This is a genomic window from Nocardia flavorosea NBRC 108225 (assembly GCF_001613385.1).
GTDB lineage: Bacteria > Actinomycetota > Actinomycetes > Mycobacteriales > Mycobacteriaceae > Nocardia > Nocardia flavorosea.
In genome coordinates, this window is the sequence record NZ_BDCG01000012.1 from 511,280 (window position 1) to 533,377 (window position 22,098).

The window sequence follows — 22,098 nt, forward strand, 5'->3', positions numbered from 1 at the left end:
CGGCAGCTCCGTTTCGGCACCGCGGCTGGCGCAGGGGCGGGAGCATATCGTCGCCACGGTGGACGAGATTCCGCCCGGGTCGTCGAAAGTGGTGCCCATCGGGCGGCACGGGGTGGGTGTGTACAACGTCAACGGCATCTTCTACGCGATTGCCAATTACTGCCCGCACGAGGGCGGTCCGCTGTGCGCGGGCCGGGCGCGCGGCCGCACCGTGGTCGACGAATCGGTGCCCGGTGATTCGGTGATGGTGCGAGACAACGAGTTCATCTATTGCCCCTGGCATCAATGGGGGTTCGAACTCGCCACCGGTACCACCGCGGTGAAACCCGAATGGAGTATCCGTACCTACCCGGTTCGGGTGGTCGGCGGGGACGTACTGGTCACCGCCTGACCCGGACACAGATCCCGGCCCGCCGCTCGTACGGCGGGCCGCGGGAGTTTCCGCCCCGGCGGCTCCCCGACCCATGGCAGGAGTGTGCTATGCCCGCGGTAACGGTGAACGGCGGCAAGGTGGTCTACGAAATCCTGGGGGGTAGCGGCGATCTCATCGTGCTCACCCCCGGTGGCCGCTACAGCAAGGAGATACCGGGACTGCGTCCGCTGGCCGAGGCCTTGGTCGCCGGCGGTTATCGAGTACTGCTGTGGGATCGGCCCAACTGCGGTGCCTCCGATGTGCAATTCTACGGGCAGACCGAATCGCATATGCGCGCCGAAACCCTGCACGGACTGCTGACCGTGCTGGGGACGGGCCCGGTGATCCTGGCCGGCGGGTCGGGTGGGGCGCGGGATTCGATGCTCACCACGATGCTGTACCCGGAGCTGGTCACCGATCTCGTGCTGTGGAATATCGTCGGTGGGGTCTACGGCACCTTCAACCTCGGCGCCTACTACGTCCTGCCCAGCCTGCAGACGGTGCGAGCGCTGGGTACCGAGGGCCTGCCGCGGATGAAGGAATGGCAGGAGCTCATCGCGGCGAATCCGGACAACGAACAGCGGTTACGCGCCTTGGACTCCGACGAGTTCGTGAAACTCTCGCTGCGCTGGCTCAACGCCTACGTGCCGAAACCGGGTCAGACGATTCCCGGAGTGGACGACGAGATGTTCGAACGGATCCGGGTGCCTACGCTCATCATCCGCGGCGGCGCGAACGACCTGGACCATCCGAAACGCACCTCGCTCGAGGTGCACTGCCTGATCGAAGCTTCGACGCTGATCGACCCGCCGTGGCCCGAGGATGCCTGGGAACGCGCTCTGGAGGACCGCGCACGGGGCCGGGCGAAGCAGTACAACATGTTCGACACCTGGGTGCTGGCCGCCCCGGAGATCCTGAAATTCCTGGGTGACCGATGATCTGGTGTTCCGTTGCGTCACACCGTACTGATCCGGACCTCGCAGTTGGTCGAGGCCTCCAGCGCGGTGTGGACCCGGCTCTCCGGGACCCGCTCGAGATCGGTTTCACGCAAACGCACCTGCAGGATGTCGTAACCGTCGGTGCCCGGCACCCGGGTGATCTCCCCGGTGAGCCCGAACCCGGCCAGCACCCCGTACGCGTCGGCATCGGTTCCGCGACTGACATAGGTGACGACACCCGCAACCGGTTCGGTACCGAACACCCGGGCACAGATCTCGACCACCCGCGCAGTATCCGCCGCCGCGTCCGCGGTATCGAGCAGTACCTGCACCTCGCGCCGCGACCGCGGGACAGCACCGAGATCCTTCTCCAGGACTTCGCCCCCGGTTTCGGTGAGCGCGGCGGCCAGTCCGGCCATACCGCGAGCCAGCGATTCGCCCGTGAGTTCCCCGGCCGGATCGACGTTCACCCGCAATACCGCAGTTCGCATGCCGACGAGCCTAACCGGCGTGTACGGGTCCGGCCCACCCCCGGAACGGGCACCGCCGCAGGGAATGTGACGGTGCACCGGCCGGTGGTCGCGGCGGGCCATCCGCCCGCGCAGAGCCACAACGTATGTCCGGATACCCCCGCCGCCACTGCCGTGGGTGTCGACGACACGACGCGCTTCCCGTCCGCACCGACCGGCGGGCGGACCGGACCAGCGGCACGCATCGACGCGGCCGGCGCGGAACGAGCGCCTCCTCGACCGGCGAGGCGGGCGGATCGGCCCGCATCGGCCCGCGGGACCGAGCCGATACGGAGATTCGCCGCGCCACACAGGCCGGCAGCCGGCCGGTGGCCTACAGCGGGAACCCGCGCACAGTGACGTCTCGACCGGGCCGGCCGGTGAGCAGACCGTTCACCGGCCGGCACGCACAAGTTCCGTGAATGCGCAGGTACGCCGGGAACCACACCGCTCGGTCATGTCGGTGGAGCGACCGGTGACGAGCATGTTCGGCGCTGAGGCAGAGGTAGACACCATCCGAGCGGCCCGGGTGCCGCGCCCACTCAGGAGGCACAATGCAGCACACCTTCTCGTCGGCCGGGGGCCTGGCGGTGGTTCCGTACCCCGGTAGCGAGCCGCGGCTGCTGCGGCTCGGCGGCGGGGTCGAGTCCGCCTACGAATACCGCGACAGCGGTGGTTACCGGCCGATCGGCGCGGTCTCCGCACTCGCCGATGCCGTCGAACGCAGCGGTTTGCGGGGGCGCGGCGGCGCCGGGTTCCCGTTCGCGGTGAAGGTGGACAGTGTCCGCGCCGGGAGCCCGGCCCGGTCCGGCGTGCCCGCCGGGTGGACCGAAACCGTTGTCGTCGCCAACGGCGAGGAGGGCGAACCTGCCTCCTTCAAGGACCGCTGGCTGCTGCGCAACCGGCCGCATCTGGTGCTGGACGGACTACGACTGGCCGCCGCGCTGGTGAGCGCCCGCCGCGGATACGTCTACGTATCGGATCAGGAATCCGAAAGGTCGGTGACCGCGGCACTCGACGAACTCGGCGGCACGGTGCCCGGTGGTCCGGAACTCGCTGTCGTCCGAGTCGATCCCGGCTACGTCGCCGGTGAGGAAACCGCCGCGGTGCAGGCGATCAACGGGGGTCGCGCCGTACCCACCGACAAACCGCCACGACCGTACGAAGCCGGTGTGGCGGGGTTGCCCACGCTGGTCAGCAACGTCGAAACCCTCGCCAACCTGCCCTTCCTGGACCGCTGGGGCGCCGACGCGTACCGCGCCGCGGGCACCGCGTTGTCTCCCGGCACTTTCCTGTCCACCGTCACCGCCGCGCACCGGGCACCGGTCCTGTACGAACTTCCCTACGGCCTGCCGGTCACCGATCTGCTCGCCCTGCACGGCATCCCGGCCGATTCGGTACGCGGGGCGCTGGTCGGTGGATATTTCACCGGGTTGCTCGACTCCACATTCACCGGCCTCACCCTCGACCACGAAACCCTGCGCCGTGCCGGTTCCGGCCTCGGCTGCGGTGCCCTCGCCGTCCTCACCGAGGAATGTCCGGTCGCCGTTGCGGCCGCGGTCCTGAACTACTTCGACCGCGAGAACGCCGGACAGTGCGGATCCTGCTTCAACGGCACCGCCGCCATGGCCGCTGCCACCACCGCACTAGCGGAGGGACGCGCGGCCGCGGACGACCTCGATCGCCTGCGCCGCTGGTCGACGGTGCTGCGCGGTCGCGGCGCCTGCGGGACCCTCGACGCCGCGTGTCACACCGCGGCAAGCCTGCTGGACCGCTTCCCGCAGGAGGTCGCCGCACATCTCGGCAACAGCTGCCCGGACTGCGCAAGTACCCCCGCCACCGACCGAGCCCCCTACCGAGTGGAAACGGAGGCGCTGCTGTGAAGATCAAACTGGATCGCACGCTCTGCGACGGTTTCGGTATCTGCGCCAAACATGCCCCCGAACACTTCCCCCTCGACGACTGGGGGTATGCCTCCCTCGCCGGCAATCCGGTCATCGCCCCCACCGACGAGCCCGCGGTGACCCGCGCCCTGCTCGACTGCCCGGTACACGCGATCACCACGCTGCCGGAACCGGGCCGCCCGGATACCGGATCCGCGGCTACTGCACCTGGTTCTGCACAGAAATAGCGACCCGGCGCGGCATCCCGGTATGCCACGGCACAGACCTGCCGCACGGGCCCATGCCGGTTCCGGCACCTCGCCGGCCACCGGAATCCGCATGCGGCCGCCGGCCGCTGTGCGATCGCGCGTCCGACCTCTGAAAATTCGCTCGCCGGCCGAGTCGTTCGGAGGCACGCTCTACGGCATGGAAGAACCACAACACAGGATCCGCGCGCTCCATACGGCAACCACCGTCACGGTCTACCAGGCATACTCGGCGGTCATCGGCAGGCCTGCCCTCCGCGAGGGCCGCTTCCCGGCGGCATGGAAGCGAGACCGGATGACGTGGATCAAACCGTCGTTTCTGTGGATGATGTATCGCAGTGGCTGGGGCACGAAACCGGATCAGGAGACCGTTCTCGCCGTGGAGATCTCACGCAGCGGCTTCGAATGGGCGTTGCGGAATGCGTGCCTGTCGAGCTACCAGCCCGGGCTCTATCCCGACCACAGCACCTGGCGGCGACAGCTGAAGCGCTCTCCCGCCCGCGTCCAGTGGGATCCCGAGCGCGATCTGAGCCTGCGGCCCCTTCCGTATCGCTCGCTGCAACTCGGGCTCAGCGGTGAAGCCGTACGCCACTACGCGGACGAGTGGACCGTCGCCATCAGCGATATGACTCCGCTGGCGCGCGAGATTCACGCGCTGGTCGACGAGGGCGACTTCGACTCGGCTGCCCGGCTACTGCCCCAGGAGCGCCCGTATCCAGCCGCGGACGGACTACTGGAACATCTGGGTGTCAGCGCGTTTCCTGCCAGCCGCAGGGCATTCCGCAGCTGATATGCGTTTCGCGGTCGGCCGTGCCGTCGGCAAAGGTGCGTACGGTGGTCGAGGCTTCGGCGGCATAACCGCACCGCGGGCAGACCGAGAAATAGTCGAGTACCGGGTAGACCGTGACGAGTACCGGCGCCTCGGACCTCAGCCGGGCCGCGCCGCCCGGGTCGGCGGTGTTCAGACGGGATCGAACGACGAGATCAGCCATGAGTCCTCTACCTTCGACAGCGTCACCCGGACGCTACTGGCGGCCAGCGCCGGATCGGGTTTCTCGGCGCTGGTGGTGGTCTGGTTGATGAACAGCAGCGCGACCGCCGAATCTGGATGTATTTCGGCGACCGCCGAGCGCACGACGCTCGCGGAGGTTTTCACCGATTTCTCCTTCGCGGCGGGCGCGATGACCTTTTCGGTGAACTGCGTGTAGTACGTGAGGAAATCGCCGGTCATCCGGGATTTGGCGGACGCGAAATCCTGATCCAGTGATTCGGGGGAATACGACAACAGGGCGACGGTGCCCTCGGTCGCAGCGGAGAGCACCTCGTTCTTCGCCGCGTCACCGCGCGAATCGGGCCGGTACTGAAAGGTCAGCAGCGCGGCGGCGAGTGCCACCGCCGCTACGGCCAGCACGGTGAGCAGGACCGGTTCCGGGGACCGGCGGACCGTACGGAGGAAACTCGGGATTCTCACGGCACGAACTCCACTTTCGACATCTTCGACTCCGCCCCCTCGCGGGTGACGGTGACGCTGAGCCGCCATACCCGGGGTTCCTGCTGCGCGCCTGCCGAGTTGGTGACCCGGGAGACCGCCGAGACCAGCACGACCGCCGATTCGTCGGTCATGGATTCGACCGCAGCCGCGGTGATCTCGCCCTGGGTCGCGACCTTGGACTGTTCCACGACCTTGGTGAAATCTTCGGACCGGGTCTGGAAATCGGTGCGGAACGCGCCGGTGGAATGGTCGAGGACTCGTTTCACATCATCGGTGGCGCGGCCGGAATCCAGTGTGGTGAGGGCGATGACGCCTTCCCGGGCGGCATTGAGGAACTCGTCCTCGCGCGCCTGGGCGGCGGCGATCTGCTGATGGTTCCATATCGAATAACCGCCGGTCGCCAGGGAGAGGAGCACGATCACCGCCACCAGTGCCCGGGCAACCATCCGGCCCCTCGGCCGCCGCACCGTACCCGGTTTCATCCGTCGCCCGGCGGCCGCGAACCGTTCGGCGACCTTACCCACGCCCTCGGCAGTGCGGTTCTTCGTAACAGCGGCGGTATCGGAGCCTTTCGATACTCCTCCGATCGGACGGGAGCCCGCCGAGGTACCGCTGCCGGAATCAGCTCTTGTCGACGATTCACCGCTTGCCTCGGATCCCGTCGCGGTATCGCTGTCGGAGCCGGCCCCTTCCGGCGTATCGGCGTGCGGCCCCGAACTCGCCGCGGTATCGCGCTCCGGGGTAGCACTCGACGCGGCCTCCACTTGGGTGGCTGTGGCCTCCGAATCGGGACTTCCCGGCAGCAAAGCGGTCTTCGCCCCGGATGACGCCGCTTCGGTCCCCGATGTGGCGGCGGTACCACCCCGCGCGGAGTCGTCCGCGACCGCACCGCTCTCGCCGACCGCATCCGTGTTCGGGGTGCTCGCGGGGGGTGCTGGGACCGATGCCCCCGAATCCGCCGGTACCGCGGCGCTACCGGCCGCGGCGGACTCCGCATCGGCCGCAACGCGGCGGTGCTCCCCTGCCTCGCGTCGCAGTTTCGCGGCGCGGGCGCGAGCCCGGGCCGCGGTCGCGGACGCCTGCGCGGCCAGCGCCTCGGCTTCCGCCGCCGCTGCCTCGGCATCGGCTTGTTCGGCCGCCAGGATCAGCGGGTCGGTGGCGGTTTCGGGCATCTATCCCACCTCGATCATTTTCAGTCGCTTGCGGGCAGCGGCTTTGCTTCCTTGATGGTCAGCGGTGTGGCCCCCACGCTGAGGGTGCCGGCCCCCGCCTTGGTGACCAGGACCTCCGCCCCCTGGTCGTCGACGTAGCGTTTACCGATCAGGTTGCCGTCGGCGAAACCTTCCTGCGGACCGCCGCCCGAAGGAGCTGGGCCGTCGATCGGCACCATGGGTACGCCGCCGGCCCGCAGATCGTCGAGGCTGTCGGCGGCCCGGACGATGATCACCTCGGTAGTACACACCTGACTCCGCAGCCGGGTCCCGGTTTTGGCCATGATCTTCTTCCTTTCGCGTGCGGCGGTTACGCGCCGGCGGTTTCGCGGGTGAGTTCGGCGACGAGTTCGCGCCGCAGGATCTTCCCGGTCGGGGTTGCGGGTAGTTCGGGCCGGAACACGACGCGGTCGGGGGTGCGGGAACCACGTAGTCCGGAGCGGACATGGCCGCGTAACTCTTCGGGGTCCGGGGTCCGGCCCGGTTCGGCGGGGACCACGACCGCGACGATGATCTGCCCCCATTCGGCGTCCTCGACGCCCACCACCGCACAATCGTGTACTGCCGGATGTTCCACCAGCACGTCCTCGATCTCGGCGGGTGCGATGTTCTCACCGCCGCGGATGATCGTGTCGTCGCTGCGGCCGTGGATGAACAGGTAGCCGTCGGCGTCGAGGACGGCGAGGTCCCTGGTCGGGAACCAGCCTTCGGCGTCGAGTACCGAACCGATTCCGGTGTACCGTCCGGATACCTGCGGCCCGCGGACGAACAGTTCCCCGGGGACCTCGGCGGGCAGAACCGCCCCGCTTTCGTCGCGGATCTGCACCTCGACCCCCGGGACCGGCTGCCCGACGGAACCGAGCCTTCGCGCGACCTTGTCGTCGCCGGAGGCGAGCGCTGCCCGGTGGTCGTCCGGGCCGAGTACCGCGATGGTCGAACTGGTTTCGGTGAGCCCGTAGGCATTGACGAAGCCGACGTCCGGCAGCAGCTCCAGCGCGGTCCGCACCAGCGGCAGCGCGACTTTGGAGCCACCGTAGGCCAGGGTGCGCAGGGTCGGCAGCCCGGCTCCGGTGGCTTTCAACGCGGTGACGATCCGGTCCAGCATAGTCGGGACCACGGTCGCGGTGGTGACGCGTTCGGTGTCGACGAGCCGGATCCATTCGCGCGCGTCGAAACTGCGCAGATAGACCATTTTGCGGCCGGCGTAGAGGTTCGAGAGTGCGGCCCCCACCCCGGCGACGTGGTAGGGGGGAACGCAGATCAGCGATACGTCGTCGTCCGCGGCGGAGGCGAATTCGACTGTGCCGGTGATATAGCTGACGAGGTTGTTGTGCGAGAGTTCGACCGCTTTGGGCTGCGAGGTGGTCCCGGAGGTGAACAGGACGACCGCGGCCGAATCGGGGTCGGGTTCGACTCCGGCCGGTTCGGCGGCGCGGGCGGCCGCCAGGAAACGCGCCGAATCCCACAGCAGTTCCGCGGTGCCGGTCACAGCGTCGGTGTAGGCGTCGTCGTGGATCACCAGGGGCGCGTCGAGCCGGTGGATCAGTTCGGCGAGTTTATCGCTGCTGAGCCGGTAGTTCAGTGGCGTGAACGGCACGCCGGCCCGGGCCGAGGCGAAGATCAGCAGCGGCAGGAGCGCTCCGCCGGTACCCACGTACGCGACACTGCGGGCCCCCGAGCCGGCGATCGCGCCCGCCCCCCCGTGGGCCAGGGCGTCCAGTTCGGCGCCGGTCCACCGCGATTCGCCCGATACGACGGCCGCCCGATCGGGATTGTTCGACGCCGCCATATCCAGCAGTAGCGAAATACTCATACGACTACTTCCTGCATGCCGGACGCCGCGAGACAGCACCCGGCCGGTAGTGATACCGATATTCTCGGAAACCGAGAATATCATATCCGCTGGCCCGCGAACCCGAATCGACCAACCGCCCGGTCTGTACGACACTCACCGGCGCACCTCCGTGCTCAGCACGCCGAACGCGCACAGGTTCCACACTTCCGTCGCGGTGATCGGGTGGGCACCGTCATCGGACCGGGCCCCCTGCGCCACGAACATCACCGTCTGCAACGTCATGGCCGCGAGCCGCCGCGGACGCGTCCCCGAACGTAGGTAGCCGGCGATATCGGCGGCACCCACCAGATCGGCGAGCAATTCGAAAAGCGACGCATGCGCGACCTGGATCTCGATCGGATCCGACATCAGCAACCGGGGCGCGAATTCGGTGAACAGCGGCCGATGCGCGCCCGGGTCGGGACGGCAGAACTCGAACAGCAGTTCCACCGCCGTTCGGAGCTTGTCCAGCGGATCGGCATCGTTACCTGTGGCCTCACGGATCTGTTCGGCCACTTTGGCGATGGCCTCCTCGTAGAGAGCCAGCAGCAATTCGTGTTTACCCTCGAAGAGCAGATAGAAGCTGCGCAGCGATTGCCCCGCCTCGTCGACCACCTCGTGCATCGTGAAATCGGTGCTGCCCCGCTGGGTGATCAGCGCGCGCGCCGCGTCCAGGAAGCGCTGCACCTGCGCGCTGCCGAACAGTTTGGTAGTGCGCACCGAACGCGCATCGATCCGCTGCTGCAGGGTCAGCCCGCTACCGGTACTCCGCATGGCCGTACCTCCGATTGCCGTATCCGTCGATCGGCCCGCGCGGTTCACGCCGGCCGCTCACTCGTACCGCGGCGGGAACCACCGGAGTGGACCCGTTGCCCGGTCCGGCCACCGGCCGCGGAAACTAGAATATCCGGTTGCGAGAATGATATTCTCATATTCGGCCAAAGGAGGTACACAGTGCAGCTGACTTTCGACGAGGACGTGGAAGAGTTCCGCGCCGAGTTCATCGCGTTCCTCGACGAGCATCTGCCGCCCGAGGCGGTCGCCACCGAGCGCCCGCAGTCGAGCTCACACGTGCCCGCATGGTCACGCGCCTGGCAGAGCACCCAGTTCGATCACGGCTGGCTGGTCCCCGGATATCCACCCGAATTCGGCGGCCGCAATGCCACGGTCCTGCAGCAGTACGTGCACCGGGAGGAACTCGGCCGGCGCAAGATCTACGAAAGCTGTAACCCGCAGGGACAGGGCATCATCGCCGCCTCCCTCATCACCTTCGGCACCCGGGAACAGCAGCAGCGCTGGGCCGTGCCGATCCTGCGCGGGGAAATGCCCGCCGCCCTCGGCATGAGCGAACCCGGCGCCGGCTCGGACCTGGCCGGTCTGCGTACTCGCGCGGTCCGCGACGGGGATCATTTCGTCGTCAACGGCCAGAAGGTCTGGACCTCGGGCGCCCACGACTCCGATGTGATCCTCACCTTCGTCCGCACCGACCCGGACGCCCCCAAACACAAAGGTATCTCGGTCCTGCTGATCCCCACCGATACGCCCGGCGTCCGCCGCCGCCCGTTCGCCTCGGCCTGCGCCGGCGACGATCTGGACTTCAACGAGGTCTTCTTCGAAGACGCCCGGATACCGGCGGAGAACCTGGTCGGTGAACTGAACCGGGGCTGGACCGTGGCCACCGGCTCCCTCGGCCACGAACGCACCCTGCTGTGGATGAGTTTCGCGCAACGCCTGCGCATACTGGTGCAGGATTTCCGGCCCCGCACCGAACTCGATATCGACCGTTTCGCCGGCGCGGTCATGGATCTGCAGGCCCTCGAACTGCTCGGTTCGACGGCCCTGGCCAGAGAATCCCGCGGCGAAGCGGATGTGGCGGCGCTGTCGGTGCTGAAACTGCTCGGATCCGAAAGCGTGCAGCGCGGTCTGGAAGCCGCCCTCGACGCCGCCGGTGCCGGCGGGCTCGAACATCCCGCGGTCACCTCCCGGCACAGCCTGTTCAATCTGGAGGACCACGCACCGAGCTGGTTCGAACGGTATCTGCGCAGCTTCTCCGGAACCATCGCGGGCGGCACCTCCGAGATCCAGCGCAATATCATCGCCCAGCGCATCCTCGGCCTGCCACGCGGCTGAGCACCGGCACGGCCCGCACGGGTGCCCCGCATCCTGTTGTCCAGCTGCGCTGCCGGATCAGCGCAGCTGCTCGGTCAGCCGCTCCAGGCCGTCTCGGATCAGCTGTCGGTACTCGTCGTTGCCGAGCGCGCCGATGCTGTCCTGCGCCTGCGCCAAATGTGCGCGGGCCCGGCCGAGGTCGCCGAGCCTGCGGTAGCAGTCACTCAGGTTCAGCTGCAGCGAGGGATACAGACCTGCCACGGAAACAGGCACCCGGGCTTGTGCCAGTTGCACATCGGTCACGTATCGGCGGCCGCAAGCGCACGCTGGTCCCATATCAGCTCCTGACCGATGTCCTCCGGTGCATCGGCCATCGGATGCGCGAGCGTGCAGCGGTACAGCGGGCCACCGTCCTCGCCACCGATCTCATCCCAGATCTCGGCGAACATCAGCCGCGCGGCTTCCCGCTGACCACTGTGGTCGAGCTGCGCTGCTTCTCCGATTCGCAGGAGCGTTGGGTCCGCACCGGCCATGCGTCGGGTAGCGGCGGGGTAAGTGGTGAGTGTGGTTGCGGCTGTCGTCGCGTCCTTCCCAGCGGCTCAATGCGGCAGCATTTCCTCCCAGCTGCCGTGAGTGTCGGCCACCAGGTCGGTCTGGCGGTACAGCTGCCCGTCCGGGGCCAGGTATTCGCCGGTGTCCGGATCGTATTGGGCGTAGGCGACCGCGGGCGCGGCAGCGGAGGCCGGGTTCGTCGCGGCAGCCGGGGCGTTACCGGGCGGTGGGTCGAAACGCGAATCGGGCGGGATGCCTTGACCTTCCAGTTCGGGGTCGCGAGGATACGGGCCGACCACGGGCTGTTCCGGTGCCACGGGCACGTACCCCTGATCGCTGTTGCAGATGGCGGCGGTCGGGGCGCGTTTGGCGGGGTCGTTGGCGCAGGGAATGTTGCGGGCACCGCGCACCCCGACCGGATGGTTTTGCGGCAGTTTGCAGTACAGGTTGTCCGGGGTGTCGATTGTGGTGACATCCTGCGGAGACCGCCATTCCGAGGGCGGTAGGAAGCCGACCGTACAGGCGGGTGGGTCGGAGACGCCGCTCACCCGGAAGTCACCGATCCCCAGACCGGAGGCATTCTTGGTCGGCTGGACAGCCTGGACCAGCGAAACCACGGGCGGAAGCAGGACCAGCAGCTGTTCCAGGCCGGCGTTGTAGGTGACGCCGAGTTGCCCGACCGAGGTCAGGTTGGACAGCAGAACCGGCAGTGTCAGATCCACCGAATCCAGCAGCGCCGACACCTCGTCGGCGAAAACCGGGCCGGAATGCAGCACGGTGCGGATCTGTGGGTCGCCTGCCACCAGCTGTCCGGTGACGTCCGCGGTGGCGCGGGTCCAGATGCGGATCGCGTCGGCGGTCTGTACCTGTGAGTCGAGCAGCGGCTGGGCGTCCTGCACCAGGGTTCTGGTGGCATCGCCGACACCGTTCATCTCGGCGGTCAGCTTCTCGGCGGAGGTGAGCAGCGAATCGAGGTCGTAGCCCGCGCCGTTGACACCGGCGAACATCTCGTCGAGCAGTCGCCACAGATCGTCCTTGGGGATCGTGTCCACCAGGGCGCTGAGTTTGTCCAGCATCGGGCCCACCGGCTGCGGTACCGCGGTATCGCGGCGTTCGATGGTGGCGCCGTCGTAGAGGTAGGGCGGGGAATCGGTGCGCGGCAGCAGGTCCACGTACTGTTCGCCGACGGCCGAGACACTGCGCACCTCGGCGGTCAGGTCGGTGGGGATCCGGTAAGAACCGTCGATCGCCAGTGTGGCGCGGACACCGTCGCCGTCGAGCTCGATCCCGGTCACTTTGCCGACCTGGATTCCCCGGTAGGTCACATTGCCGAACCGGTACAGGCCGCCGGCTTCCGGGAGTTCCACGGTGACCCCGATGGTGCCGATACCGGCGAGGGTCGGCAGGCGCATGTACATCACCGACATCACCACGAGCCCGATCACCGAAAGAATACTGAAGATGATCAGCTGGCCTTTGACGAAACGGGACAGCAGCATCAGCCGCCTCCAATCCCGGGAATCCGGGGTAGCTGGATCTCCGGTAGCGGGAACGGCAGGCCGGGCACCGGTGGCGGTGCCGGGGCGGGCGGCGGCGCGGGAGCCGGGGGCGGTGGTGCCGGGGCCGGCGCGGCGACCGGCGGCGGGACGATACCGAAACCGAGGGGGTTCTTGGTCTGTTCGGCGTAGCCCGGATCGCCGACGGCGGCCTGGATGACCGCGGTCGGATCGCCCCACGGCGTGCCCAGTAGCAGTTCCCGGCGCAACCGCGGAATGGTGAGGTCGACGGTGGCGAACAGGTTGATGAAATCGCCCCGGACCCCGTTGTCGACCAGGTACTGCCCGTACGGGAACACTGTCGCGAACTGGATCGCCGAGTTGATATCCGGCCCGACATCGGCGAGCGCCTTCAAGGTGGGTTCGAGGTTGCGCAGGTTGGTGAGCAGATCGTCGTGCGCCGCGGTCAGGACCCCGTTGGCGGTATCGCTGAAGGTGCGCAGCCGGTCCAGTGCGGTGACCAGATCGGGTCGTTCGGCGATGAGGACATCCAGGGCAGGCGGAATCTTGTGCAGCGCTTCGGTGAGAACATCACGCTGGGCGGCGAAGGTGCCGCCCAGGCGGTTCAAGCCGTCGATGGTGGCGACGATATCGGCGCGCTGGTTGTCGAGAGTACCCAGGAAGACGTCGAGCCGGTCCAGCAGGGCCCGGATATTCGTCTCCCGGCCTTCGAAAGCGGCGCTGAGGCTGCCGACGATATCGCCGATCTGCCCCAGCCCGCCACCGTTGACCACCACCGACAGCGAGGCGAGCGTCTGCTCCGTCGACGGGTAGGTGCCGGTGCCGTCGAGTTCGATCCGCGATCCGGGCGCCAACTGCCCCTGTGGGGGCTGTCCGGGTGGCGGGTTCAGCGCCAGATGCATCGAACCGAGCAGACTGGTCTGGCCGACTCGCGCCTGCGCGTTCGCCGGTATCACCTGACCGGGCTCGATCGACACCTCCACCAGGGCGTGCCAGTTCTCCACCGTGATATCGCCGATACTGCCCACCACCACATCGTCGATCAGTACCGGCGAATTCGGGGTCAGCGTGCCGACATCGGCCATCTCCACATACAGCACGGTCGCGTCCGGACCGCGGCCGGTGGCGCCCGGTAGCGGTAGCGAATTGACGCCGTCCCAGTGGCATCCGGTGGCCGTCAGCGCCACGCATACGCCACCGAGCACCGCGTTGCGCACACTTCTCCTGCGTCCCGATTTCGCCATGTGATCACCGCCCGCCGGGGAAGAGGATGTCGGCCGGCGAGGGCACTGGCGGGCCGGGCGGGGGCGGTGGTGGCGGCGCGGCCGGGGCGGCGGGCGCCGGCGGCACCAGATGCGGTTCGCTGTAGATGATGTTCTTCGGATCCGCTGAGGGGCCGAGGGCGGGATTCACCGGCACCGGCAGATAGTTGAAGTTCAACAGCCCGAGGACCGGCCCGAGGTAATCGCGGCATTTACGTGCCGCTTCCTCGGCGCCGATGTTCTCCACGCTGGCGATACCGCCGCAGACGAATTCGATCGGATTGGAGAAGTTGTTCAGCACGAAAACCCCTGCCTCGGTGCCGGTATCAGGGTTGTAGATGTTGTAGAAGTTGGCCAGGCTCGTCGGGAAGACATGCAGTAGTTCTTCGAGTTCACCGCGGTTGTTCACCAGGTTCTGGGTGATATCGGCCAACCGTCCGACCTGCTCGGCGGCCTTGTCCCGGTTCTCCGAGACGAACCGTTGCACCTCGCCCACCGCGATGGACAGATTGGCGAGCGCCGCATCGAGGTCGGAGCGACTGTCGGACAACACACTGGTCAGGGTCGCCAGCCGGTTCTGGAACTGCACGATCTGCACGTTGCTGTCGCGTAGTGCGGTGACGAAGGTTTGCAGATTCTCGATGGTCGATGCGATATCACCGCTGCCGTCGGCCAGAATTCGCCCGACTCCGGACAGCTGGGACAGCACCTGCCGCAGTTTGTCACCGTTACCGGCGAGCGCGTCGGCGGCGCTGTCGATGAACCGGCCGGCCGGCCCGGAGGTCCGGTCGCCGTCGGGCCCGAGTTCGGTGGCCAGCCGGGTGAGCTGGGTTTTGATCTGATCCCATTCGACCGGGATGGCGGTACGTTCCAGCGGAATCACCGTATCGTCGGCCATGGTCGGACCGTCGCCGCGATAGGCGGGGGTGAGCTGAACGTAGCGAGAGTCCACGAGGCTCTGGGAGACGATCACCGCGCCGGCGTCGGCCGGAATATCCACGTCGCGCTCGATATGCATCGTCATTTCCACGGTGGCGCCGCGAGGTTCGATGGCAGCGATGGTCCCCACCTTCACCCCCGAAACCCGGACATCGTCACCGGGGTAGATCGCGGTGGCGGTGGTGAAGATCGCGCGCACGATGGACGGCGCGAACAGCGTGCGGTTCACGACGACGAACGCGGCAGCCAGCACTACCACCGCCAGGGCGCCCGCGGCCAGCCGGATGATCAGTGTCCGCTTCATCGTGGCGCTCCCGGTTGCGGTGCGGGTTGTGGTTGCGGGACCGAGCCGCCGAACGCCGCGTCGACGAACGGCCGGATCCATTGAGCCGGAATGAGGTTGGCGACGTAGGCGTTGTAGAACGGGCCGCCGGAGACCGCCTCGCCCTGGGTGAGCGAGGTTTTCGCCAGCCCCGGAATCGCCTTGGCGATATTGTCCCGATTACGTTGCAGCACTTCGGCCACCGAGTTCAACCGGTCCAGAGCGGGCCCCAGTTCGGCTTCGTTGTCGGCGACCAGCTGGGTGAGCTGATCGGCGACGGCCGCCGTATTGGCCAGCAGGGTGGCGATCGCCTGACGGCGCTCGTCGAGCACCCCGACCAGGGTGTTCGCATTGAGCAACATGGTGTTCAACTGTTCGCTGCGATCGGCCAGGATTCCGGTGACCTCCTGCGAGGCAGTGAGCAGATCACCGAGCGCGGTATTGCGGCTGTTGATCGATTTCGACAGTTCCGAGAGTCCGTCGAAGGCCGGGCCGAGGTGCGGGGCGATCGAATCCAATGTGGTGGACAGCATATCCAGCGAGCTGTTGAGGGAATCGGTGTCCATGGCCGCCGTGGTGCTGGTCAGATCGCCGAGGGCGTCGGTGAGCGAGTACGGCGAAGAGGTGCGCTCGACCGGGATGGTGTCCAGCGGGCGCAGCCGTCCGTCACCGTGCGAGACCAGCGTCATGATCCGTTTGCCCAGCAACGATCCAGTTTTGATCTGCGCGGTGGTTCCTGCGCCGAGTACGACCGAATCGCCGGCGGTGAATACCACCCGCGCCTGTCCGCGGTCGAGCTCCACCTCGGTGACGGTGCCGACCTTGACACCCGAGACATGCACTTCGTCGCCGGATTCCAATCCGCCGGCTTCCTCGAACACCGCCTGGTAGCGGACCGTTGTCCCCCAGGCGATCACCTGCTGTGATTGCAGGCCCAGCGAGATGATGCAGACGATGAGCACGATCCCGACCAGACCGTGCCGCAGTAGGTGTTTTCCGCGGTATCGAAACATCTCAGGGAGCGCACCTTCCGTCGGTCTGTACGGCGGCCGGTATCTCCACGACCTGCCCGGACAGGTCGTTGACCCGCAGCGTCAAATCGCACAGGTAGTACTGGATGAAGTTGCCGTAGGCCCCGGTGCGCACCAGTTTCCGGAAGTTCTCCGGTGCTTTCTGCAGGGCCGTATCGAGGGTCTGCTTATCGCCGTCGATATTCGCGGCGAGCTGGTTGACCTGGTCGATCGTGCCTGCCAGCGGCGCACGCCCCTGGTTCAGCAGATCGGCGACGGTGGCAGTGCCGGCCTCGAGCGAATCGATGGCGGACGCGATGGGATCGCGTTCGTTGCTGAGCTGGGTGATGAGTTGTTCGAGCCGGTCCACCAGGCCCGAGAACTGCCCGCCCTCGTCGGCGAGGGTGGTCATCACGGTGTTCAGATTGTCGATCAACTGCTCGACGATCTCGTTGTTGTCGGCCAGGGCCGCGGAGAAGGAGGCGGTGCGGCCGAGGATGGAGTTGACGGTGCCCTCTTTGCCCTGCACGATCTCGAGCAGTGACCAGGTCAGGGCGTTGACGTCACGGGCGTTCAGTCCCTGGATGACCGGTTTCAGGCCGCCGAGCAGCAGATCCAGATCCAAGGCACCGGTGGTGTTCTCGATCGGCAGCTCCCCGCCGGCAGGCAGTTCGTTCCCGGGACGGTCGGTGATTTCCAGATAGCGGTCGCCGACCAGGTTCAGGTACCGCACCGCGACCTCGGTGCCGCTGGTGAGCGAAAGCGAACGGTCGGCATCGAATTCCACCCGCACCCGGTGATCGTCGCGCAGGGAGACCCCGCGCACCGAACCCACCACGACCCCCGCGACCCGCACCGTATCCCCGGTGCTCAACCCGGAAGAATCCGCGAAAACCGCCGAGTACTCGGTGGTGGATCCGCTGCGGTATTCGCCGAAAACGATGATCAGACAGGCCGAGAGCACCACCATGATCGCGGCGAAGACACCGAATTTCAGCAGCGGCGTATTGCGGTTGTTCATCGGGGTGTCTCCTTCCCCGCGGCGGCGGGCCCGAACAGTGCCTCGGCGAGCGACCCGGTATTCAGCGTCAGCCCGGACCGCAACGGTCCCGCATGGGGATTGGCGCCGATATCGGTGACCACATACGGCGGGAAGTCCTCGTAGGCCACGGGCAGCATCGAACATTGCGGACCGCCCGACGCCGCGACCTTCGGCAGATGCTCCGGGTAGCGGTACGGTTCGACACCCCAGAGGAAGTTCGCCGACAACCCGATCCCGGGCACCTTCACCGGTTCCACCTGTGCCAGATAAGCCAATCCGTCCATGGCGCACGTCAGCGCGTGGTGATAGCGGTTGGTCAACTCGGTGGTCGGTGCCAGAACATCCATGGCACTCACCAGACCGGGGCCGCTTTCCCCCAGTACCCGGTTGCCGGTATCGGCGAGCCCGATCAGGCTCATGAGCAGTACATCGAGTTGTTGCTGCTCCTCCACTACGGTCCGGCTCAGCTGGGTCGCGTTGCCGGCGGTTTCCAGCAGCGCCGGCGCCGCGTCCGCGTAGGTGCTGGTGACCTCCGGCGCCATCGCCAGATCCGCGCGCAGAGCGGGCAGCCCGGGTTCCACTGTCGCCAGGAAAGCCTCCAGGTCCACCATCATCTGGCCCACCCGGTCACCGCGGCCGCGCATCGCGGTGGCCAGCGCGCCCAGAGTTTCGTTGAGCTTCTCCGGCTGGATCTCACCCAGTACCCGGGTGAGCTGTTCGAACACGGTATTGATCTCGACCGTCACGTTCTCGGCGTCGAACACCTGCCCCGCCTCGAGGTGCCCGGCAGCCGGCTGTTCGGGTGGGACCAACTGGATGTACTTCGCCCCGAATACCGTGGTGCCGGCGATATCCACGGTGACATCGCCGGGTATCCGGGTGAGATTGCCGCGGTCGATGGCCAGTTCGATCTCCGCGGTACCGTCGGCCCGTTCGACGATGGAATCCACAGCGCCGACGGTCACGCCGCGCAGTTTCACCTCGGCGTCGGGATACATCACCAGGCCGGCGCGGGGCGCATGCACGGTGACCGCGACGGTATCGGCGAAGCCACCCCGGAACAGGGTCACCGCGAGTACCACGATCGCCATACCTGCCGCGATCGCCGCGAATCCCGCGGCCGGACGAGCCAGCGGTTTCAGCCGCCCGGCCCAGCGCCGGCGGCCGGCCGCTCTCCGCGGCGCCGGGGCATCCGGCGACGGGGGCCCGGCCGCCCACGGTTGTGTTTCGTTTCCCACCAGCGCCATCCCTACCCCGACAGCTCGAAGTTTCCGTTGGACCCGTACACGGCCAGCGAGACCAGCAGTGTCACCGAGACGACCGCGATCAGCGAGGTCCGCACGGCATTACCCACCGCGGTACCCACACCCGACGGCCCGCCGGCGGCGAAGAAGCCGAAGTATGTGTGGATCAACAGGATTGTGATGGCCATGAGAATCGCCTGCAGGAAGGACCAGAGCAGGTCGATCGGGTTGAGGAAAGTCGCGAAATAGTGGTCGTAGAGCCCCGAGGACTGGCCCAGGATCACCACCGTGGTGAACCGGCTGGCGAGGAACGAGGCGATCACCGCGATGGCGTAGAGCGGGGTGATCGCGATCATCCCGGCCATGATGCGGGTACCGACCAGGTACGCGATCGGCTCGATCGCTATGGATTCCAGCGCGTCGATCTCTTCGTTGATCCGCATGGCGCCCAATTGCGCGGTGACACCGGCGCCGAACGTGGCCGCCAGGCCGATACCCGCGACGACCGGTGCGGAGATCCGGACATTGATGAAGGCGGACAGGAAGCCGGTGAGCGCCTCGATACCGATATCGCCCAGCGAGCTGTATCCCTGGACGGCGAGGGTGCCGCCGGTGGCCAGGGTCAGGAAGCTGACGATCACCACCGTGCCACCGAACGCCGCCAGCGTGCCGGCACCCATGCTGATCTCCGCGATCAGCCGGACCGTCTCGCGTTTGTAGCGCCAGGCCGCCCTCGGCGCGAACGCGAGCGCCTTCACGTAGAAGATCGCGTGATCGCCGACCCGGCCGAGTACGTCCACCGGTTTTCGCAGCCGGCGGACCAGCGCCGGATAACGTGTGGTGAGCACCTCGGAGGCTGTCATCGAATCCCTCCCTCATCCGGTCGTCAACTGGATGCCGATCGCCGTGACCATCACATTGATGACGAACAGCGACATGAACGCATAGACCACGGTCTCGTTGACCGCGTTCCCCACCGCTTTCGCGCCGCCGGTGACGATCAGCCCGCGGTAGCAGGCGACGATCCCGGCGACCAGGCCGAAGAGCAGGGCCTTCACCGACGAGATGACCACCTCGTTGATGCCGGTGAGCAGGGTGATGCCGGCGACGAACGCGCCCGGGTTCACGTCCTGCACGTACACCGAGAACACATAGCCGCCGAGTACCCCGATGATGCAGACCAGATTGTTCAACAGCAGCGCCACCAAGCCGGAGGCCAGCATGCGCGGCGTGACCAGCCGCTGCACCGGGTCGATGCCGAGCACCTCCATGGCCGCGATCTCCTCACGGATGGTTCGCGATCCCAGATCGGCGCACATGGCGGTGGCACCGGATCCCGCCACGATCAGCACCGTGACCATCGGGCCGACCTGGGTCACCGCGCCGAAGGCGGCGCCGGCGCCGGACAGGTCCGCGGCGCCCAGTTCGCGCAGCAGGATGTTCAGGGTGAAACTCACCAGCACGGTGAACGGAATCGCCACCAGGAGAGTGGGAACCAGCGAGACCCGCACGATGAACCAGGACTGTTCGAGGAATTCCCGGGTCTGGAACGGGCGGCGGCAGGCGAAGCGCACCGCGTCGGCGGTCATGGCGAACAGGCCACCCACTGTCTGCAGTGGGCCCTCGACACGGTCTCTGAGCCGGACCAGGTAGGGCGTTCGGATGGTCATACCGGCCTCACGACATCGGATGCAGTTGCCGACATGCCGAGGAATTCGTCATCGAAGTACTCCTGTCGAACGATCGACGCTCGGTGGAATACGCCGCGCGCGTTTCCATCGAGTCGGGGCGGTTCACGAACGAACCGCGGCATGACGGGCAGCGCCGGGTCTGCGGCTACGGAGTCCGATTGCGGCCTGCGGCCGTAGTTTTCGCTCCGCGGGCTGCGCTGTCCCAGTCGGTGCTGCTGTCACATCTCTCGGTGCGGAAATGTAATTCTCAATTTCGAATAGGATGACATCCGATAGATGAGAACACAATACTTGTGGGCAAGTTTCCGGAAACCCCGAGCAAAGCCCCCACCCCCCAACGGCGACCATCGGCCGACAAGCCTGCAAGCAGGCATGATAACCCCGAAAAACCGGGCTCGAGGTGGGAAATGCCGCGGAATCACCCCGAAGAATCGTGAAGATCAACGTTTCAAAATTTGCCCACACCGGCGCCCGGAGTACACCGATCCATTGAATTCGCCCAATTGCATACAGGCTCCCTCGGAATACACCCGGATAAACCGCGGAAAACCCCTCGGCAACACCGTAAAAATCGGTGTCCGCCAACGGCGGAGACCCCGAAACCCGCCTCGGCCGCATCCCCCTGCGACCAGTGTCCGGGTCAGCCCATCACCTACCGACCCGGCCGGCCGTCGTTCATCTCATGGACACCGGAGCGACCCCGCCCCGCCGATACCCATCCCCTCCGCGCCTACCCCGCGCGCGTCAGACCGCCGGAACGAGATCCGCGCAGACCGGCGCATATTCCGTGGCGCCACTGCGGAATATCTCACTGGGCGTCACCGCGGCCGCGGAGAGCCCCGCCGCCACCAGAGCCTGCGCCTTGAACGCGCGGGCCGCATAACTCAGACGGTGCAGTACCGGGTCGACACCGTGGTCCTGCCCGGCCGGCCAGCCGTCACCCCACACGACGACCTCGATCGCGCGATCCTCCAGCGCCCGCAAGACACCTTTACGCGCCCGGCCGTCTCTACTACATACATCGGCGTTCACGGCCAGCGCCTGGGGCAGCCGCCCCGGGACCTCGGTTGCCAGTACGGAGTCGAGCTCCCGGACCTCGGCGCCGAGGATTTTCAACGGGCGGATATCGGACGGCTGCGCGAGCAGAACCGTCACCTCCCACCCGGCCACCGAACGGTCGAACAACCATCCGCCGGCGAACTGGACCGCGTCGGCCACGGTTGCCGCCACCACATCGAGCCGGTACCTCATCACATCTCCTTCGCCGCCAAGTCGCGGGCCAGCGACTCGGTGTAACCGTTGAAAACTTCGGCCAGCGGGATCGAACGATCGAGCAGCCACGAGATCTCCATTCCGTTCAGAAAGGCGACGATCTCGACCGCGCGCATCCGCGGATCGATATCGCGCCGGTACCGGCCGCTGTCCTGGCCCCGCCGAATCGCCTGGGTGACGAGTTCGACGGCCGTGCGCCACCGATCGAGCATCCGATCGTGCAGTGGCGCCTCGGGCATGAGGTTCTCGACGAGGAGGACGACGAAGGTGCCGACCAGCTCCGGAGAACGTTCCATCCTGGTGACGACCTTGCGGATCTCCACGACGAGATCACCGCTGATATCGGCGTCCTCCAGGTCTTCGGCGTCGCGGGCGTCCAGGACAGCGTGCAGCAACTGCTCTTTGGAGGAGAAGTGATGCAGCAACCCCGCGGAGGTCACTCCGGCCTCACCGGCGATCTGCGCCAGCGTCGTGCTGCGCCAGCCGTTGCGAGTGAGGAGACGCTGCGCTACGCCGAGTATTCGCTGCCTGCGGTCCTCCCCCTTGGCGAGGAGTGAGGCATAGGGACGAGGAGCTGTCATGGTCCGGACCCC

Annotated in this window: 25 protein-coding genes; 6 read left to right on the forward strand and 19 right to left on the reverse strand. The window is 67.1% G+C overall.

Annotated features, from left to right (window positions below; translation table 11 throughout):
- The first annotated feature begins 58 nt into the window (after positions 1-58).
- Positions 59-391: a Rieske (2Fe-2S) protein gene (locus NFL01S_RS15345; RefSeq protein WP_245670705.1), complete on the forward strand. Its 333-nt coding sequence runs from the start codon at positions 59-61 to the stop codon at positions 389-391.
- Positions 392-480: 89 nt separating this feature from the next.
- A complete protein-coding gene (locus tag NFL01S_RS15350) occupies positions 481-1,350 on the forward strand; it encodes an alpha/beta fold hydrolase (RefSeq protein ID WP_062975689.1) in 870 nt (289 codons plus the stop codon).
- A gap of 17 nt (positions 1,351-1,367) precedes the next feature.
- Here NFL01S_RS15350 and NFL01S_RS15355 read toward each other — a convergent pair whose 3' ends face one another.
- Complete coding sequence (locus NFL01S_RS15355; RefSeq protein WP_062975691.1) at positions 1,368-1,841, reverse strand: hypothetical protein; 474 nt, start codon at positions 1,839-1,841, stop codon at positions 1,368-1,370.
- Positions 1,842-2,413: 572 nt separating this feature from the next.
- Here NFL01S_RS15355 and NFL01S_RS15360 point away from each other — a divergent pair.
- The 3 genes from NFL01S_RS15360 (at position 2,414) to NFL01S_RS15370 (ending at position 4,798) form a co-directional block, all read left to right on the forward strand.
- A complete protein-coding gene (locus NFL01S_RS15360) occupies positions 2,414-3,742 on the forward strand; it encodes an NADH-ubiquinone oxidoreductase-F iron-sulfur binding region domain-containing protein (RefSeq protein ID WP_062975693.1) in 1,329 nt (442 codons plus the stop codon).
- Positions 3,739-3,990, forward strand: a complete 252-nt coding sequence (locus tag NFL01S_RS15365; protein ID WP_062975695.1) for a ferredoxin — start codon at positions 3,739-3,741, stop codon at positions 3,988-3,990. The genes NFL01S_RS15360 and NFL01S_RS15365 overlap by 4 nt, the downstream gene beginning before the upstream one ends.
- Positions 3,991-4,168: 178 nt before the next feature.
- On the forward strand, positions 4,169-4,798 hold the full coding sequence (locus NFL01S_RS15370) for a DUF4291 domain-containing protein (RefSeq protein ID WP_062975943.1): 630 nt from the start codon (positions 4,169-4,171) through the stop codon (positions 4,796-4,798).
- Here the strand turns inward: NFL01S_RS15370 and NFL01S_RS15375 are convergent.
- The 6 genes from NFL01S_RS15375 to NFL01S_RS15400 all read right to left on the reverse strand — a co-directional run bounded on the left by NFL01S_RS15375 (position 4,758) and on the right by NFL01S_RS15400 (position 9,319).
- Positions 4,758-5,000 (reverse strand): hypothetical protein, encoded by a 243-nt coding sequence (locus NFL01S_RS15375; protein WP_062975696.1) that lies wholly within the window; start codon positions 4,998-5,000, stop codon positions 4,758-4,760. The two genes, NFL01S_RS15370 and NFL01S_RS15375, sit on opposite strands and share 41 nt — an antisense overlap.
- Positions 4,970-5,479, reverse strand: coding sequence for a hypothetical protein (locus NFL01S_RS15380; protein WP_062975698.1), 510 nt, complete (start codon positions 5,477-5,479; stop codon positions 4,970-4,972). Before NFL01S_RS15380 ends, NFL01S_RS15375 begins: the two co-directional genes overlap by 31 nt.
- On the reverse strand, positions 5,476-6,672 hold the full coding sequence (locus NFL01S_RS35455; protein WP_062975700.1) for an Rv1363c family protein: 1,197 nt from the start codon (positions 6,670-6,672) through the stop codon (positions 5,476-5,478). Before NFL01S_RS35455 ends, NFL01S_RS15380 begins: the two co-directional genes overlap by 4 nt.
- 20 nt (positions 6,673-6,692) lie before the next feature.
- Positions 6,693-6,995: a hypothetical protein gene (locus NFL01S_RS15390; RefSeq protein ID WP_062975702.1), complete on the reverse strand. Its 303-nt coding sequence runs from the start codon at positions 6,993-6,995 to the stop codon at positions 6,693-6,695.
- 26 nt (positions 6,996-7,021) lie between these two features.
- On the reverse strand, positions 7,022-8,524 hold the full coding sequence (locus NFL01S_RS15395) for a class I adenylate-forming enzyme family protein (protein ID WP_062975945.1): 1,503 nt from the start codon (positions 8,522-8,524) through the stop codon (positions 7,022-7,024).
- A gap of 135 nt (positions 8,525-8,659) precedes the next feature.
- Entirely contained in the window at positions 8,660-9,319 is a 660-nt protein-coding gene (locus tag NFL01S_RS15400) for a TetR/AcrR family transcriptional regulator (RefSeq protein ID WP_062975704.1), read from the reverse strand.
- A 180-nt stretch (positions 9,320-9,499) separates the two neighbouring features.
- On the opposite strand from NFL01S_RS15400, the gene NFL01S_RS15405 reads away from it, so the two are divergent.
- On the forward strand, positions 9,500-10,675 hold the full coding sequence (locus NFL01S_RS15405; RefSeq protein ID WP_062975706.1) for an acyl-CoA dehydrogenase family protein: 1,176 nt from the start codon (positions 9,500-9,502) through the stop codon (positions 10,673-10,675).
- 57 nt (positions 10,676-10,732) lie between these two features.
- Here NFL01S_RS15405 and NFL01S_RS36510 read toward each other — a convergent pair whose 3' ends face one another.
- The 12 genes from NFL01S_RS36510 to NFL01S_RS15460 form a co-directional block, all read right to left on the reverse strand.
- Positions 10,733-10,915, reverse strand: coding sequence for a hypothetical protein (locus tag NFL01S_RS36510; protein WP_210744791.1), 183 nt, complete (start codon positions 10,913-10,915; stop codon positions 10,733-10,735).
- Between the two features lie 38 nt (positions 10,916-10,953).
- Positions 10,954-11,187 (reverse strand): hypothetical protein, encoded by a 234-nt coding sequence (locus NFL01S_RS36515; RefSeq protein WP_210744792.1) that lies wholly within the window; start codon positions 11,185-11,187, stop codon positions 10,954-10,956.
- Between the two features lie 66 nt (positions 11,188-11,253).
- The gene (locus NFL01S_RS15415; RefSeq protein ID WP_062975947.1) at positions 11,254-12,702 is read right to left on the reverse strand and encodes an MCE family protein; all 1,449 of its coding nucleotides are present in this window, start codon (positions 12,700-12,702) and stop codon (positions 11,254-11,256) included.
- Positions 12,703-12,704: 2 nt separating this feature from the next.
- Positions 12,705-13,967, reverse strand: a complete 1,263-nt coding sequence (locus NFL01S_RS15420) for an MCE family protein (RefSeq protein WP_062975708.1) — start codon at positions 13,965-13,967, stop codon at positions 12,705-12,707.
- Between the two features lie 4 nt (positions 13,968-13,971).
- Positions 13,972-15,228 carry an MCE family protein gene (locus tag NFL01S_RS15425; RefSeq protein ID WP_062975710.1) on the reverse strand — a complete coding sequence of 419 codons (1,257 nt, stop codon included), beginning with the start codon at positions 15,226-15,228 and terminating at the stop codon, positions 13,972-13,974.
- The gene (locus tag NFL01S_RS15430; protein WP_062975712.1) at positions 15,225-16,259 is read right to left on the reverse strand and encodes an MCE family protein; all 1,035 of its coding nucleotides are present in this window, start codon (positions 16,257-16,259) and stop codon (positions 15,225-15,227) included. The genes NFL01S_RS15425 and NFL01S_RS15430 overlap by 4 nt, the downstream gene beginning before the upstream one ends.
- A 1-nt stretch (position 16,260) precedes the next feature.
- Entirely contained in the window at positions 16,261-17,277 is a 1,017-nt protein-coding gene (locus NFL01S_RS15435; protein WP_062975715.1) for an MCE family protein, read from the reverse strand.
- The gene (locus tag NFL01S_RS15440) at positions 17,274-18,536 is read right to left on the reverse strand and encodes an MCE family protein (protein ID WP_245670707.1); all 1,263 of its coding nucleotides are present in this window, start codon (positions 18,534-18,536) and stop codon (positions 17,274-17,276) included. The genes NFL01S_RS15435 and NFL01S_RS15440 overlap by 4 nt, the downstream gene beginning before the upstream one ends.
- 11 nt (positions 18,537-18,547) lie before the next feature.
- Positions 18,548-19,405 carry an MlaE family ABC transporter permease gene (locus NFL01S_RS15445; protein ID WP_062975717.1) on the reverse strand — a complete coding sequence of 286 codons (858 nt, stop codon included), beginning with the start codon at positions 19,403-19,405 and terminating at the stop codon, positions 18,548-18,550.
- Positions 19,406-19,417: 12 nt separating this feature from the next.
- Positions 19,418-20,212, reverse strand: a complete 795-nt coding sequence (locus NFL01S_RS15450) for an MlaE family ABC transporter permease (RefSeq protein ID WP_062975719.1) — start codon at positions 20,210-20,212, stop codon at positions 19,418-19,420.
- Between the two features lie 765 nt (positions 20,213-20,977).
- Positions 20,978-21,484 carry a hypothetical protein gene (locus NFL01S_RS15455; protein ID WP_062975951.1) on the reverse strand — a complete coding sequence of 169 codons (507 nt, stop codon included), beginning with the start codon at positions 21,482-21,484 and terminating at the stop codon, positions 20,978-20,980.
- Complete coding sequence (locus tag NFL01S_RS15460) at positions 21,484-22,086, reverse strand: TetR/AcrR family transcriptional regulator (RefSeq protein ID WP_062975721.1); 603 nt, start codon at positions 22,084-22,086, stop codon at positions 21,484-21,486. Before NFL01S_RS15460 ends, NFL01S_RS15455 begins: the two co-directional genes overlap by 1 nt.
- Between the last annotated feature and the right edge of the window lie 12 nt (positions 22,087-22,098).

Coding starts and splice junctions, on each gene's coding strand:
- NFL01S_RS15435 (WP_062975715.1), bottom strand. CDS start 17,277: ATGAACAACCGCAATACGCCGCTGCTGAAATTCGGTGTCTTCGCCGCG.
- NFL01S_RS15375 (WP_062975696.1), bottom strand. CDS start 5,000: ATGGCTGATCTCGTCGTTCGATCCCGTCTGAACACCGCCGACCCGGGC.
- NFL01S_RS15420 (WP_062975708.1), bottom strand. CDS start 13,967: ATGGCGAAATCGGGACGCAGGAGAAGTGTGCGCAACGCGGTGCTCGGT.
- NFL01S_RS15460 (WP_062975721.1), bottom strand. CDS start 22,086: ATGACAGCTCCTCGTCCCTATGCCTCACTCCTCGCCAAGGGGGAGGAC.
- NFL01S_RS15395 (WP_062975945.1), bottom strand. CDS start 8,524: ATGAGTATTTCGCTACTGCTGGATATGGCGGCGTCGAACAATCCCGAT.
- NFL01S_RS15400 (WP_062975704.1), bottom strand. CDS start 9,319: ATGCGGAGTACCGGTAGCGGGCTGACCCTGCAGCAGCGGATCGATGCG.
- NFL01S_RS15450 (WP_062975719.1), bottom strand. CDS start 20,212: ATGACCATCCGAACGCCCTACCTGGTCCGGCTCAGAGACCGTGTCGAG.
- NFL01S_RS15430 (WP_062975712.1), bottom strand. CDS start 16,259: ATGTTTCGATACCGCGGAAAACACCTACTGCGGCACGGTCTGGTCGGG.
- NFL01S_RS15355 (WP_062975691.1), bottom strand. CDS start 1,841: ATGCGAACTGCGGTATTGCGGGTGAACGTCGATCCGGCCGGGGAACTC.
- NFL01S_RS15350 (WP_062975689.1), top strand. CDS start 481: ATGCCCGCGGTAACGGTGAACGGCGGCAAGGTGGTCTACGAAATCCTG.
- NFL01S_RS15425 (WP_062975710.1), bottom strand. CDS start 15,228: ATGAAGCGGACACTGATCATCCGGCTGGCCGCGGGCGCCCTGGCGGTG.
- NFL01S_RS15370 (WP_062975943.1), top strand. CDS start 4,169: ATGGAAGAACCACAACACAGGATCCGCGCGCTCCATACGGCAACCACC.
- NFL01S_RS15455 (WP_062975951.1), bottom strand. CDS start 21,484: ATGAGGTACCGGCTCGATGTGGTGGCGGCAACCGTGGCCGACGCGGTC.
- NFL01S_RS36515 (WP_210744792.1), bottom strand. CDS start 11,187: ATGGCCGGTGCGGACCCAACGCTCCTGCGAATCGGAGAAGCAGCGCAG.
- NFL01S_RS15445 (WP_062975717.1), bottom strand. CDS start 19,405: ATGACAGCCTCCGAGGTGCTCACCACACGTTATCCGGCGCTGGTCCGC.
- NFL01S_RS35455 (WP_062975700.1), bottom strand. CDS start 6,672: ATGCCCGAAACCGCCACCGACCCGCTGATCCTGGCGGCCGAACAAGCC.
- NFL01S_RS15390 (WP_062975702.1), bottom strand. CDS start 6,995: ATGGCCAAAACCGGGACCCGGCTGCGGAGTCAGGTGTGTACTACCGAG.
- NFL01S_RS15360 (WP_062975693.1), top strand. CDS start 2,414: ATGCAGCACACCTTCTCGTCGGCCGGGGGCCTGGCGGTGGTTCCGTAC.